This window comes from Calditrichota bacterium (genome assembly GCA_013112635.1).
Taxonomy (GTDB): Bacteria; Calditrichota; Calditrichia; order Calditrichales; family J004; genus JABFGF01.
This window is the reverse complement of record JABFGF010000005.1, coordinates 134,453-148,920: the sequence shown is the minus strand read 5'-3', so window position 1 is coordinate 148,920 and position 14,468 is coordinate 134,453. Positions and strand designations below refer to the sequence as shown.

At 37.8% G+C, this 14,468-nt stretch carries 10 protein-coding genes; 3 read left to right on the top strand and 7 right to left on the bottom strand.

The genetic code is table 11. From position 1 onward, the window contains the following. Positions 1-15 precede the first annotated feature (15 nt). The 7 genes from HND50_14160 to HND50_14130 form a co-directional block, all read right to left on the bottom strand. Positions 16-1,119, bottom strand: coding sequence for a phospho-N-acetylmuramoyl-pentapeptide-transferase (locus tag HND50_14160; GenBank protein NOG46381.1), 1,104 nt, complete (start codon positions 1,117-1,119; stop codon positions 16-18). 78 nt (positions 1,120-1,197) lie between these two features. After that, on the bottom strand, positions 1,198-2,571 hold the full coding sequence (locus HND50_14155) for a UDP-N-acetylmuramoyl-tripeptide--D-alanyl-D-alanine ligase (GenBank protein NOG46380.1): 1,374 nt from the start codon (positions 2,569-2,571) through the stop codon (positions 1,198-1,200). Then, the gene (locus HND50_14150) at positions 2,564-4,000 is read right to left on the bottom strand and encodes a UDP-N-acetylmuramoyl-L-alanyl-D-glutamate--2,6-diaminopimelate ligase (GenBank protein ID NOG46379.1); all 1,437 of its coding nucleotides are present in this window, start codon (positions 3,998-4,000) and stop codon (positions 2,564-2,566) included. Before HND50_14150 ends, HND50_14155 begins: the two co-directional genes overlap by 8 nt. Before the next feature lie 101 nt (positions 4,001-4,101). Further along, positions 4,102-6,174 (bottom strand): hypothetical protein, encoded by a 2,073-nt coding sequence (locus HND50_14145; protein ID NOG46378.1) that lies wholly within the window; start codon positions 6,172-6,174, stop codon positions 4,102-4,104. Then, entirely contained in the window at positions 6,175-6,549 is a 375-nt protein-coding gene (locus HND50_14140; protein NOG46377.1) for a hypothetical protein, read from the bottom strand. 25 nt (positions 6,550-6,574) lie between these two features. Further along, positions 6,575-7,501 (bottom strand): 16S rRNA (cytosine(1402)-N(4))-methyltransferase RsmH, encoded by a 927-nt coding sequence (gene rsmH / locus HND50_14135; GenBank protein NOG46376.1) that lies wholly within the window; start codon positions 7,499-7,501, stop codon positions 6,575-6,577. 3 nt (positions 7,502-7,504) lie between these two features. Further along, the gene (locus HND50_14130; GenBank protein NOG46375.1) at positions 7,505-7,978 is read right to left on the bottom strand and encodes a hypothetical protein; all 474 of its coding nucleotides are present in this window, start codon (positions 7,976-7,978) and stop codon (positions 7,505-7,507) included. A gap of 391 nt (positions 7,979-8,369) precedes the next feature. On the opposite strand from HND50_14130, the gene HND50_14125 reads away from it, so the two are divergent. The 3 genes from HND50_14125 (at position 8,370) to gdhA (ending at position 14,461) form a co-directional block, all read left to right on the top strand. Then, on the top strand, positions 8,370-9,656 hold the full coding sequence (locus tag HND50_14125; GenBank protein NOG46374.1) for a Glu/Leu/Phe/Val dehydrogenase: 1,287 nt from the start codon (positions 8,370-8,372) through the stop codon (positions 9,654-9,656). Positions 9,657-9,821: 165 nt separating this feature from the next. Next, a complete protein-coding gene (locus tag HND50_14120) occupies positions 9,822-12,974 on the top strand; it encodes a pyruvate, phosphate dikinase (GenBank protein ID NOG46373.1) in 3,153 nt (1,050 codons plus the stop codon). Between the two features lie 125 nt (positions 12,975-13,099). Further along, positions 13,100-14,461 (top strand): NADP-specific glutamate dehydrogenase, encoded by a 1,362-nt coding sequence (gene gdhA, locus HND50_14115; protein ID NOG46372.1) that lies wholly within the window; start codon positions 13,100-13,102, stop codon positions 14,459-14,461. Positions 14,462-14,468 lie beyond the last annotated feature (7 nt).

Here is a 14,468-nt window from a genome sequence, read left to right as displayed (position 1 = left end):
ATGGCAGAAACAGAATTATTGCGTTTTAAAAGTGGCTACGCTTAACAAAGCCAATAAAATTCCAATAATCCAAAAACGTACAACGACCTTAGTTTCATGCCATCCTTTTAATTCAAAATGATGATGGACAGGTGCCATTTTAAAAATCCTGCGACCTTCACCATACTTCTTTTTTGTGTACTTGAAGTAACTGGTCTGCAAAATCACCGAAAGTGCTTCTATTATAAAAATGCCGCCTATCGTTAATAAGAGGAATTCCTTTTTTAGCAATACCGCCACAGAACCCAATGCTGCTCCAAGCGCAAGTGAGCCGGTATCACCCATAAAAACCTGGGCCGGATAAGCATTGTACCATAAAAAACCAATCGTAGCCCCAAACACCGCCATTGAAAAAATCACTAATTCCTGAGAACCGGGCAGATAAATAATATTCAAATAATCGCTAAAGTTTACATTACTGGTAACATAGGCAATTCCTGCCAGGGCGATAAAAGCAATGGCCGAAAGACCCGTTGCCAATCCATCCAAACCATCGGAAAGGTTTACAGCATTCGATGCGCCGGTAATTACAAAAACAATTATCGGGATATAAAAATAGCCGAAATCCAATTCCCAGTTTTTAAAAAACGGGATACTTGTATTAGAATGAAGCCCTTCAAATGACGGGTGAAAAGCGATCATCAATCCTAAAAACAAACCCAGCGAAATTTGGCCAACTAATTTATAGCGGCCAATAAGTCCTTTTTTCATTTTTTTAATGGCTTTGAGGTAGTCATCAACAAAACCAACAACACCCATAAACAATGTTGCCACAAATGCCAATAACAAATAAATATTTGAAAGATCTGCCCACAATAATGTGCCGGAAACAATGGAAAGCAAAATAATCAGACCACCCATTGTTGGTGTTCCTTTTTTTACCTGGTGCGATTCCGGCCCTTCAATGCGAATCTCTTCACCAATTTGTTTCCTTTGCAAAGCAGCAATTATTTTTGGACCAATCCATAGTGCAATCACCAAAGCTGTTACAGCAGATAATGCAGCCCGCACTGTAATATAGCGGAAAACATTAAAACCGATAAAGATATCTCTAAACTGAAACAAAAAGTCTGCTAACATTTTGTTTATCCTACTTCCATATTTTCATATTTATGAATCGGTGTTTCTAAAAAGTTAAGTCTGGTATTTTCAAGAATCCTACGGCAGATAACCCATCACTTTTTCCATCTGCATACTGCGCGATCCTTTTAATAATAAAATATCTCCACCACTAACTCCCTCAACCAGCTTTGATGCCAGATCATTCAGGTTATCGCACTGAGTAATATTTTTTGATTGGCTTTTTTTCAGCTTGGCACAAGCCGTGTTCATTTTATCGCCAAGTATATATATTTTGTGCGCGCCACAAGAGAGAGCATATTCCAATAAATCTTTATGCATTTTTGCACTCTGCTTACCCAGCTCATTCATATCACCAAGAGCAAGAATCACATTTCCGGTGCGTTTAATTTTAAGAACCGTGTCAATTGCCAACTCCATAGAAGCGGGGTTTGCATTATATGCGTCATTAACAATAGTTACTTCATTCCATTTAATGATTTGCATTCTTTGCGCAAAACCGATGTAACTTTCCAGGGCTTTTTTAATTTCTTTTCCACTAAAACCCATGTTTAAACCAACAGAAACTGCGGCCAGTGCATTACGCACATTATGAATCCCGGGTACCTTCAATTTTATTTCAAAATCATCATTAACTTTTAAACTGCCACAGCCGTTTTTATCGATTGGGCCATAGGCACCTTTTACATCTGCCTCATGCTCAAAAGAATAGGTTACATATTTCAAAGAACTACGATTATAACCCGCTATAAAAGGGTCATCCAGATTCTTATAAATTGTAGAGCCGGCCGGAAGATTATCAAACAATTGGAATTTTTCTTTGGCAACACCTTCGCGTGATTCCAAAAGCTCTAAATGCGTGTCACCGATCAACGTAATTAAAGCATGGCTTGGCTCTACCATTTTCGATAAAATTTCAATCTCACCAAATTGATTTGTTCCGAGTTCCAAAACAGCCGCGTCATGAATTTCCGTAAGCAAAAGCATGGTTAACGGGCAGCCAATCTGATTGTTTTGATTGCCTTTTGTTTTATGCACATTCTGCCGGGTTTGTAAAATTTTTGCAATCATCTCCTTGGTTGTCGTTTTTCCATTGGAGCCGGTTAGTGCAATCACCGGAATTTTAAATTTTTTGCGCTGAACATGTGCCAATTGCTGCAATGCTAAAAGTGTATCCGGCACAACAATCAAAGGTATTTCCAGGTTACTAAAATCCGGGAACCGTTTTTCAGAAATTACTGAGCAAAGTGCAGATTTCGAATGAGACTCGCTTACAAAGTCATGCCCATCAAAACGCTCACCTTTTATTGCCCAATAAATTTGGCCAGACTCAATCGTCCGTGAATCAATTGAAATACCCTTTAAATGACGGGCATTAAATTTTTCATCCGGAATATTTATAAACCGAACATCACGTAATTTCAGAAAATCATTTAATGAAATATCAAGCATAATCTGCTTCCTGTATTATGGCCGCTTCATCAAAATCATGTTTAACCTTACCTATAACCTGGTAGTTTTCATGGCCTTTTCCGGCGATAAGAACAACATCGCCCTTTGTACTATTTTTTACTGCTTTTGTTATTGCATTGCGTCTGTCATTAATAATTTCCATTGATGAATCTTTTTTCATCCCAGCTAAAATATCATTTATTATTTGTTGCGGATTTTCAGTTCTGGGATTATCATCCGTCACAATAGTATGGTCTGCCCATTTTTGAGCGACTTCGCCCATTTGCGGTCTTTTGCCCCGATCTCTGTCGCCACCACAGCCAAAAACCACGGTTAACTTATTTTCTGTTATTTGGCGTACAGTGCTTAAAGCCTTTTCCATTGCATCCGGCGTATGGGCATAATCAATTATTGCCAGAGCTTTATTTTTTAACTGATGCGTTTCTAATCTGCCAGGAACTGATTTTTGGTTTGCAAGTCCTTTTTTAATACTATCCGGTGATAGGTTTAATGCCAGTCCGGTAGCCACAGCCCCTAAAAGATTATAAACGTTAAACTCTCCAACCATTGCTGATTCAATCTTTAATAAACCAGTCGGGATTTGGACATCTAACTGCATTCCTGTGTTGTTAACCTGCCATTTATTTGAATAAGCGTCCGCATTGTTTTTAGTGCCAAAACTGATTTTATTTCTGGCTGTAATTTTAGCTCCGTACGGGTCATCATTGTTTGTTATGGCAAAACCCTCTTCCTCTAATTGAGAAAACAATTTGCTCTTATCTGCAAAATAGGTATCCATATCTTTATGAAAATCCATATGATCCCGGCTGAGATTTGTAAATAAAGCTGCTTTAAATTTTAAACCATCAACGCGGCCTAATGCCAATGCATGTGATGACACTTCCAGCACACAGGCTTTATTTCCGGCTTGCTGCATTTGGGCCAGCATTTCATATAAATCAATTGCTTCCGGTGTTGTGTTCCAGGCGTCTATTTTTTTTGCCCCGATTACATAATGAATCGTCCCTGCTAATCCACAGGAAATGCCCTCAGCTTCCAAAATTGAGCGGATTAAATAGCTGCATGTTGTTTTACCATTTGTTCCTGTAATACCTATCAGATCAAGCTTTTCCAGATATTCTTCATAATAATTGTAAGCCAATAAAGCCATTATGGCTCGTGAGTCTTCAACAACAACCTGGTTAAGTTTTAAACTCTCATCTTTCTGATTAACTACTGCAACTGCAGCCCCTTGATTTTCTACTTGTTTTAAAAATTTGTGGCCATCCGTTTGGAAACCTTTTACCGCAACAAATAGATCACCTTTGCCAACTTTTCGCGAATCATAATGAATTTTATTAATTTCCAGTGCTTCTAAATTCGCCGGAACCTCAACATCACAATTTTTAAATAGTTTTTTTAATTTCATTTCTCTTAGACACCATAACTAACTAATTCTAAGCCCTTACCAGAAACCCACCCCTTGCCCCTCCAAGGAGGGGAATTCTCGCACTTTTATCCAGAAATATTCTATCGTAAACTTAACAAAACCTGTTTGCTGTTTTTTAAAGAACTGCCTGCTTTTAAAGATTGCTTATAAATTTTCCCACTTCCTTCTACTTTGATCAAAATTTTTGAGAAATCAATTTGATTAAATGCCTGCCGTAAAGTTAGACCTTTCAAATTGGGCATTTTTTCCATGGAAACAATTTCATTCACAGAAGCTAGTGTTATTTTATCGCCTTGTTTGTAATAGCTGTTTACAAAATCACCTGCGCCATTTACTTCTACATCAAAATCTTTTTCTTCCAAATAATTAACAACAGAGCTTGTTTTAAAACCTTTTAAGGCCGGAATTGAGTTAACCTTTTCTGCATAAATAAAACTTCCAGGATTTGATATTTTCATTTTAGCCGGTGGATTGAAATTAAAATGAATTATCCGGCCAATAATATCTGAAAAAATGGGAGCAGCAACATCTCCACCATAGTATTGTTTTTGCGGCTCGTCAACAAAAACGGCACAAACATATTTTGGCTTTTCATATGGGGCAAAACCAATAAACGAAGCCACATATTTGCCTTTTTGGTATCTGTTGGTTTTACGGTCAAATTTTTGCGCAGTCCCGGTTTTTCCACCAACTGATATATTTTTTACTTTTGCACTTTTTCCGGTTCCTTGCTCAACAACATCCTTCATAAATTTTTTTAATAATCCACATACTTCCGGGGATAAAATCTGACGTACTTTTTCAGGTTCATTAAATAACGTCCACTCCTCATTTGCCGGATTTTCTAATCCATTTACAACAAACGGTTTATACAAATAGCCGCCATTTACCAGAGAAGAAAAAGCTGCGGTAATCTGCAATGCTGTTACACCAATTTCCTGTCCAATTGCAATTTCAGCTTTGGATAAGCCCGACCATTTTGTAGGACTGGCCAATGTTCCACCTGACTCGCCCAGCAAACCCACATCTGTTTTGGAACCAAACCCAAAATTTTTGAAATAACGAAAAAGCGTGTTTGATGGTAAATTTTCAACAAGTTTTACAATCCCAATATTAGATGATTTTTCTATCACTTTTTGAAAACTTAGCCAGCCATGTTTTTTTGTATCTTTTATATAGTGGTCATATAACCTGAACCGTCCGTTCTCACAAAAAACTATATCATCAGGCTTATGGATTCTTTCCTGTAAAAGGGCGCCGGCTGTAAACATTTTCATTGTAGAGCCGGGCTCAAAAACATCTGTAACTGCCCTGTTTTTTTTGTGCCACTCTTTATATTTTTTATGATTGTTTGGATCAATACTCGGGTAATTTGCCAATGCTAAAACTGCTCCGCTATATGGATCCATAATAACAGCAATCCCCGATTTCCCTTTCATTTTATCTACGCCATTTTTAAGCGCTTTCTCAACAATCGTTTGAATGTCTTTGTCCAATGTTAAATAAATATTTGTACCGGATACCGGCTTCAACAAAGGATAATCTGAATTAAAAGAAACACGACGAGTAGCATCGTATTGCAAAATTGCTTTCCCATCTTTTCCCTGCAACTGCTCTTCAAATTGAAGTTCTAATCCGCTTAACCCAACATCATCCGTATCGGTAAATCCTAAAAGTTGTGCAGCATAACTTTTATAAGGGTAATGACGCCCAAAATTTTCAAAACGAATCAGCCCCGGATCCTTAAATTCCAGCAAAGTACTTACGGAAGACGCGCTTGCTTTGCGTTCCAGATAGGAGAATCGTGAGTTTCTTTCCATCCGTTTTAAATAAAAACTTTCCGACTTAGGAAAAGACCTGGCCAGAGTTTTTGCAATATACTTTTTATTTTTCACAGCTAAAGGATCTGCAGCAATATCATAATAAATAATATTTGTAGCCAGCTTGTTCCCAGCTCTGTCAAATATTGTTCCGCGTTGTGCTTTAAGTGGAATTTCACTCTCATATTGTTTCTTAGCATGACTTGACAAACGCTCATGCTGAACTACTTGAAAGCGAAACAAATTGGCTTCAAGTAATAGCCAAAAAACAAACAAAGCACCGATAACTAAGTAAAAACGCCCTTTATGTAAAGGGGATTGAAACCCAGACATTTATTGCATTCCTGCTGTTTTAATTTCCTGAATTTTTGTTTCTTCCTGTGCGAATTGCTCTTTTATTTTTTCTAGGTTATCCGCATCTTCAATTTTTATCACTAACTGCTCACCATCACCAAAATACAAATCAAATTTTTCATTGGCGATTTTAGAAATCCTGTCAATATTGCTTAGCCGATTTACCTCGGCTTGCAGACTTTCTGTTTCACTCAAAAGCTGTTTTTTCTTTTCATGCAGTGCATGCATATCAGACATTATTAAATCAATCTGAAATGACTGATACAAATAACTGGAAACAATTACTACAACAATAACCAGAAAAAAAGCATTGCCCGTAGTTTTCCAAAATTTATTATCATTATTATTCTTCATAGTATACTCCTTCATAAATTAAACTCTAAACCCGGATGGCAACTCTCAACTTTGCGCTTCGTGACCGGGGATTTTTGTCTATCTCCTCCTGAGATGGCAGAATAAAGTGTGGCTTTAATCTTTTAAAAATTTGTTTTTTTCCACATACACAAACTGGAAATTCCGGTGGACATGTACATGGGTTTTCAGCATTCTTCATAAAATTTTTTACAATTCTATCTTCCAATGAATGATAGGTTATAACGGCTAACCTACCTTTTTTAGCCAAATAATTTTTTGACTCATCCAATGTTTGCTTTAAAATTTCCAACTCATTATTTACTTCTATTCTTAAAGCCTGGAAAATCCTGGCATAGCTTTTTGTTGCAAAACGAGGGTTAACACAGCGGTCAATTATCTTTAGTAGCTCAGTGGTTTTGTCAATTCTTTTCTCCTCACGCGCCTTAACAACTCTGTAAGCAATTTTGCCAGCGAAACGCTCTTCTCCATACTCCTTGAAAATAATTTTCAAATTCTCTTTACTATAATTATTTAAAATCCATTCTGCTGTTAGTTCTTGTGAGCTGTTCATACGCATATCAAGAGAAAGCCCCTGCCGAAAACTAAAACCTCTCTCATTATTATCAATCTGCCAGGATGAAACACCGAGGTCCAGAAAAATCCCATCCAGCAATGAAACTGAAGCTCTTTTTAGAACAGGCTCAAGTTGTTCAAACGTTGTTTGATAGGAGCTGAAATTACTGAAACCCTCCAAACGTTTATTAGAAACATTTATAGCTTCTATATCACGGTCGACACCTAAATAATGTGCCTTCCTTTCAAGTCTATTAAGAATAATTTCCGCATGACCGCCCCCACCTAAAGTTCCATCCAGATAAATGCCATCCGTTTTGTGTATCAAGCAATCTGCAACCTCTTGCCCCAAAACAGGAACATGATAGGCTGAATCCATTGACTAATCCTCGCCAACACTTAAATCAGAAAAGTTGATCTTTTCTACGAGGTCTGTTAATCCAAGTCCTGAATTTTCATTATAGGCCTTGTAGTTGTCCGGATTCCATACCTCCAGCTTATTAACCATTCCCAAAATGAGCATTTCAGATTTTATTTGCGCTTGTTCCAGGATTCGTGCAGGCAACATTATCCTACCTTGCGTATCCATAACTACAGTATGAGCACCGCCAACAAAAAGCCTTATAAATTGTTGCGCATGCTTATCATTTAAGTTAAACTTCCTGAAACTATCAGTGAGGTTCTTCCATTCATCCAGCATATAGAGGTTTAAGTTGCTCTTTTCAAAACCAGGTGCGAAGATAAGTGTATTGTTTGCTTCCGGGCCGATCATCTTCCTGATGCCGGAGGGGACGTTCAAACGGTTTTTGCTGTCCAGTGAACAGATGAACTCACCAGTAAAATTATAATTTGTCATACTATTTTGGATTTTCTCCCCACTTTACTCTTTTTTAAGGGATTTTACTCCACCAAGGATAATGGTTTTTCGGAAGGAAAGCAAACAATATTAGCGTTTATTTAAAGTAATTTTGATAATATTTACGGTGTTTTTTAAACCTGCTCAATTTCCGGGGAGCAACCGTACACCTTTTCAGGTTATATCCTTTTTTAAAGATTAAAACCCTAATCAACCCAATTAATATCTTCCTTGCTGTTTTTATGCGTAATTACGCTTTTTAAGATTTATTGTAAAAGAAACCAATTTCGTTATTTTCTTTTGACTTTTAATGCCGTATATTTAGGTATGATTGTTTTTTATAAATAAACATAAAGAAAAACTAAAACTTGTTTTGTGAAAGGAACACAGAATGGCAGACAAATCATTCAACGCTTTCGAAATGGCTCAAACTCAGTTTGACAAGGTAGCAGATTTAATTGGCTTAGATGAAGGAACAAGAGAATTATTACGCGATCCTTTACGCGAATATCATTTTAGTATCCCAGTAAAAATGGATAACGGAAAAACAAAAGTATTTAAAGGCTTCAGAGTTCAGCACAATAACGCATTAGGACCATCCAAAGGCGGGATTCGTTTTCACCCTCAGGAGACTATTGACACAGTTCGTGCCCTTTCCATGTGGATGACCTGGAAAACAGCGGTTGTGGATTTGCCATTAGGCGGCGGTAAAGGTGGGGTTATTTGTGATCCTCATAATTTAACACCCGGGGAACAAGAACAAATATGCCGCGGCTGGGTTCGCCAGATTGCCAAAAATGTTGGCCCGCTCTCCGATGTGCCTGCACCGGATGTTATGACAAACGGCCAGCATATGTTATGGATGCTTGATGAATTTGAAACCATTCATGGTTCAAAATTTCCTGGTTTCATAACTGGCAAACCTGTAGGAATGGGAGGCTCTCTAGGAAGAACAGAAGCAACCGGTTATGGCGTTATTTACACAGTGCGTGAAGCATTGAAAAAATTGGGTATTGATGTAAAAAATACAACTGCTGCAGTGCAGGGATTTGGAAATGTAGCCCAATACGCCATTCAACTTTATGAAGAACTGGGTGGAAAAGTTATTTGTGTTTCTTGCTGGGATCAAACAGATCAGACCTCTTATACATTTAAAAAAGCTGAGGGAATTGATTATAACACTTTGATAAATATTACAGATCGTTTTGGTGGAATTGATAAAGCCAAGGCGAAAGAAGCTGGTTATGAAATTTTAGATGGTAATGCCTGGATTGAGCAAGAAGTGGATATATTAATTCCTTCAGCCATTGAAAACCAGATAACCGCTGAAACTGTCACTAAAGTTAAAAGCTCTGTAAAACTTGTTGCAGAAGGCGCAAACGGTCCTACAACGCCTGAAGCAGATGCCATTCTAGAAGAAAAAGGTGTATTTGTAATACCTGACTTTTTAGCTAATGCCGGTGGCGTTACCTGCAGTTATTTTGAGCAGGTTCAGAGTAATATGAACTTTTTCTGGCCACGCGAAGAGGTACTTGAAAGATTGGATCAGAAAATGACTGACGCATTTTTAGCAGTTTATGAACTGGCAGAAAAGAAAAAACTGTTTATGCGTGATGCTGCTTATGTAATTTCAATCAGCCGTGTTGCACAGGCCTGTAAAGACAGAGGGTGGGTATAAAACAAGTTGCGTGTTACAAGTTACAGGTTAGAATAACTTTATATAGCCTCAAGCCCGAGGATGTTAAGCAGTTTAATTCGTTACATGGTGAAGCTAACCTGTAACTAGCAAATTGAAACTCATAACAATAGCTATTTCAAATGTTTTATTTTGGATTCAAATTTTATGACCCAACCAAAAAAATCCTTCGATACACTTGTTGTAAGTTTAGAAGAACGCGTACGTGAATTAAACTGCATGTATGAAATCGAAGAAGTTCTGGCCGTTCCTGATTTAAGTACAACTGACGCGCTAAATCAAATAGTAAATATAATTCCAATCGGATGGCAATATCCTGAAGTATGCCGCGTTCAGATTATGTATGGAAGGAAAGAGTATATTTCTGATGCTTTTCGTGAATCGCCCTGGATGCTCCATGCAGATATAAAAGTTAATGGTAGAAATAGTGGCTATATACGTGTTTATTATACTGAGGAAAAACCGGAACAAAATAACAGTCCTTTCTTAGAAGATGAAGTAATTTTAATCAATAATATTGCTACGCGGTTAAGCCATTATGTAATGTACCAAAAGCTTAAACTCGTTTTTAACAAATGGGAAACAACAAAGCAAGATTTCAGCGAAAGAAAAGAGGGTGAATGGAAGGTTGTTTTAGAATTACTAAAAAGGACTGATCCCGATTTATTTATCCGCATATCCCGTAAAATGCTGAATCACCTGGTTTGGCAAGGCATTCCTGAAGCTGAACATCTTCTTCACGAATTCAGCTCTATTCAACAATACCAACAAAGCGAAGTTTTGGGTGAAGTAAATACACCTCTTCAAAAAAGAACATTTGCCCATTCTGAAGAAATTAGTTCCGAAGTTTTTAAGCTGGCTCAAAAATATCTTAGCAAAACGGAAATTCTTACAAATATCCAGAAATGGATGCAGCAGGATAAAACAGCTTTTCTGGTGCGTGCAGCTGCAAATAATGACAGCTCACTTACAGATATTGCAAATGCAATCAGACGTTATTACCAGATTGCACCCGATGGACTGCAATTGATGCCTTCTGCTAAGATTGGTGTGCGTGCCGCTTTACTCCGTAGATTTTTTTCCGATCAGCTAGAGTTTATCAATATTGCAAAAAACTACGTAATGGTTAATGATTTTAACGATCTTATTGACCGTACAATTTTCCCACCTGGTAGCCATGGAAAACTGGGTGGAAAAAGTGCCGGTGTTTTTCTGGCTGAAAGAATCCTGAGAAAAAACATTCATGATCCGGAATTATTAAAGAATATTAAGGTTCCAAAAACCTGGCATATTTCATCGGATACGATGATCCAGTTTATGCATTATAATAACCTGGAAGAAATTCTTGAACAAAAATATAAAAGCCTGAACGAAGTTCGCAAAGAATATCCACATGTTGTACAACTATTCAAAAACTCCTATTTCCCACCGGAAATAAAGAAAAGCCTTTCCGTTGCGCTTGATGATTTTGGTTTTAATCCAATTATTATCCGCAGTTCAAGCCTACTTGAAGATCGCCTGGGTTCTGCTTTTTCCGGAAAATATAAAAGCCTGTTTTTAGCAAACCAAGGCCCAAAAAGAGAAAGACTTGAAGCTTTGATGGATGCAATTGCTGAGGTTTATGCCTCAACCATAGGACCTGATCCAATTGAGTATAGAACAGAGCGCGGACTTTTGGATTTTCATGAAGAAATGGGGATAATGATCCAGGAAGTTGTTGGTAAAAAAGTTGGGGATTACTTTCTGCCCTGTTTTGCAGGTGTAGCATTTAGTAATAATGAATTCCGCTGGTCACCAAGAATTAAACGGGAAGATGGTTTGATCCGACTTGTTCCGGGATTAGGAACACGCGCGGTAGATAGAGTTAGCGATGATTATCCAATTTTAATTGCACCCGGTCAACCTGGTTTGCGAGCAAATGTAAGTGTTAATGATGTTGTCCGCTATTCTCCGCATAAAGCTGATGTACTTAATCTTGAAACACATGAGTTTGAAACGATTGAATTAAAAGACCTGTTTAAAAGTAATGGGGATGATTATCCTCATATTAACCGTGTAGTTTCCATTTTCGAGCATCATAATTTACGCAGGCCAATGGGCATAAATACAGATTATGGGAAAGAAGATTTAGTTGTTACTTTCGATGGTTTAACAAATGAATCTGACTTTATACTTTTAATGCAGCGTATTTTAAAAGAACTTCAGGGTGCTTTGGCAACTCCGGTTGATATTGAATTTGCCTCTAATGGCGATGATTTGTTTTTGTTGCAATGCAGACCACAAAGCTACAGTAAATACGATGCACCAACGCCAATTCCTGAAAATATTCCTAAAGAAGATATCCTTTTTTCAGCAAACCGCTATATCTCAAATGGGCTTGTTCCTGATATTACCCATATCGTTTATGTCGATCCGGAAAAATACAATGAATTAAATGACCTGGAAGACTTAAAAGAAATTGGCAAAGCAATCAGTAAGCTGAATATAATCCTGCCCAAAAGACAATTTATTTTAATGGGACCGGGTAGATGGGGCAGCCGCGGCGATATTAAACTTGGTGTCAGCGTAACCTACTCAGATATAAACAATACCGCCGTGTTAATTGAAGTTGCCAGAAAAAAAGGTAATTATGTGCCTGATCTTTCCTTTGGCACACATTTTTTTCAAGATCTGGTAGAAGCTTCAATTCGTTATCTTCCTCTTTATCCGGATGGGGATGATGTGGTTTTTAATGAACACTTTTTATTAAAGAGTCCAAATCTGTTTACAAAATTATTACCGGAGTTTGAAAAATACAAAGATGTTGTCCATGTAATTAATGTCGCATCAAATTTAGATGGCCGTATATTAAAAATTTTAATGAATGCAGATCTTGAAAAAGCAGTTGCAATTTTTTCATCGCCCGGAAGTATTGATACAGCAGAACCATCTACTGTAAACATATCGGATGAAGATAATATTCATTCTGAATGGCGTGTACTGATGGCTGAAAAACTGGCCTCTCAATTAGATAAGAAACAGTTTGGCGTAAACAAGTTATATCTTGGAGGCAGTTCACTTTTACAAACTGCCCAAACCGGCAGTGATATAGATTTATATATAGACTTTGTAGGAAACAAATCACAAAAAAAAGCTTTAGATAATTGGTTAATGGGTTGGAGCTTGTGTCTTGATGAAATCAATTATCAGCGCACTGGTTATAAGTCTGGAGGGATGCTTGATGTATCATATCTTGACGAAGAACAGAAAGAAAATATTAAAGAAGAAAATGATCTAAAAGAGTTAATTCTAAGTCACTGAGAATAAGAAATCCTGATTTCATTTAATTACAGCCCCATGATGGGTTAAAAACCAAACAGAATGATTTCAGGAAAAAAAACAAATAACTCACTATACATCATACTTTTAATTACATGGAGGAAGACATGAGCGAGTATGTCAAATCTCTGATGCAAGAAGTAATTGCCAAAAACCCAAGTGAACCCGAATTCCATCAGGCTGTGGAAGAAGTTGTCGAGTCGCTTTCCCTTGTTTTAGAACGCCACCCCGAATATAGAAAAGCAAAAGTGCTTGAGCGCATAATCGAGCCGGAACGCGTAATTATGTTTCGTGTACCCTGGATGGACGATCAGGGGAATGTTCATATAAATCGCGGTTTCAGGATTGAGATGAATAGCGCAATTGGACCATATAAGGGAGGGTTGCGGTTTCACCCATCTGTTAATCTGGGTATTTTAAAGTTCTTAGCTTTTGAGCAAGTATTTAAAAACAGCCTTACTACATTGCCAATGGGCGGTGGAAAAGGTGGTTCAGATTTTGATCCTAAAGGAAAAAGTGATAATGAGGTAATGCGTTTTACACAAAGTTTTATGGCTGAACTGCAAAGGCATATAGGTCCAAATACAGATGTGCCTGCCGGTGACATTGGTGTTGGTGGCCGTGAAATTGGTTTCCTTTTTGGACAGTATAAAAAAATTCGTAATGAGTTTACCGGAATCCTTACCGGAAAAGGCCTTAACTGGGGTGGTTCACTTATTCGCCCGGAAGCAACCGGTTATGGTGCGGTTTATTTTGCAGCAGAAATGCTCAATACGCGTGACCAGACTTTGGAAGGCAAAACGTGCCTGGTATCCGGAAGTGGAAATGTTGCCCAGTATACAGTTGAAAAAATAACAGAACTTGGCGGTCGGGCTGTAACGTTATCCGATTCATCCGGGTTTATTTATGATCCTGAAGGCATTAATGCCAAGAAACTTGAATTTGTAATGGATTTAAAAAATGTACGCCGCGGCCGGATTAAAGAATATGCCGATGAGTTTAACGGTGTTACTTTTACTCCAACTGATAACAGCCTGGATCATAATCCACTTTGGGATAACAAAGCAGATTGTGCATTCCCAAGCGCAACACAGAATGAAATAAATGCAAAAGATGCTCAGAATTTGTTAAACAACGGTATTTATGTTGTGAGTGAAGGCGCAAATATGCCAACAACCATTGATGGTGTAAACCTGTTTCTGGATAAAAAAATACTTTATGGTCCGGGAAAAGCAGCTAATGCCGGTGGTGTAGCTGTTTCAGGATTGGAAATGTCTCAAAACAGTATGCGCCTGCCATGGAGCCGTGAAGAAGTTGATATGCGCTTGCAGGAAATAATGAAAAATATCCATACAACTTGTATGGAAACTGCAAAACGTTTTAACTGCGAAGGCAACTATGTAAACGGGGCCAATATCGGCGGTTTCCTAAAAGTTGCAGATGCAATGCTTGATCAGGGCATAGTATAAATGTAAG

Excerpts from the sequence above, each read along its gene's own strand:
- HND50_14160 (NOG46381.1), bottom strand. The coding sequence starts at position 1,119 with ATGTTAGCAGACTTTTTGTTTCAGTTTAGAGATATCTTTATCGGTTTT.
- HND50_14155 (NOG46380.1), bottom strand. The coding sequence starts at position 2,571 with ATGCTTGATATTTCATTAAATGATTTTCTGAAATTACGTGATGTTCGG.
- HND50_14150 (NOG46379.1), bottom strand. The coding sequence starts at position 4,000 with ATGAAATTAAAAAAACTATTTAAAAATTGTGATGTTGAGGTTCCGGCG.
- HND50_14145 (NOG46378.1), bottom strand. The coding sequence starts at position 6,174 with ATGTCTGGGTTTCAATCCCCTTTACATAAAGGGCGTTTTTACTTAGTT.
- HND50_14140 (NOG46377.1), bottom strand. The coding sequence starts at position 6,549 with ATGAAGAATAATAATGATAATAAATTTTGGAAAACTACGGGCAATGCT.
- rsmH (NOG46376.1), bottom strand. The coding sequence starts at position 7,501 with ATGGATTCAGCCTATCATGTTCCTGTTTTGGGGCAAGAGGTTGCAGAT.
- HND50_14130 (NOG46375.1), bottom strand. The coding sequence starts at position 7,978 with ATGACAAATTATAATTTTACTGGTGAGTTCATCTGTTCACTGGACAGC.
- HND50_14125 (NOG46374.1), top strand. The coding sequence starts at position 8,370 with ATGGCAGACAAATCATTCAACGCTTTCGAAATGGCTCAAACTCAGTTT.
- HND50_14120 (NOG46373.1), top strand. The coding sequence starts at position 9,822 with ATGACCCAACCAAAAAAATCCTTCGATACACTTGTTGTAAGTTTAGAA.
- gdhA (NOG46372.1), top strand. The coding sequence starts at position 13,100 with ATGAGCGAGTATGTCAAATCTCTGATGCAAGAAGTAATTGCCAAAAAC.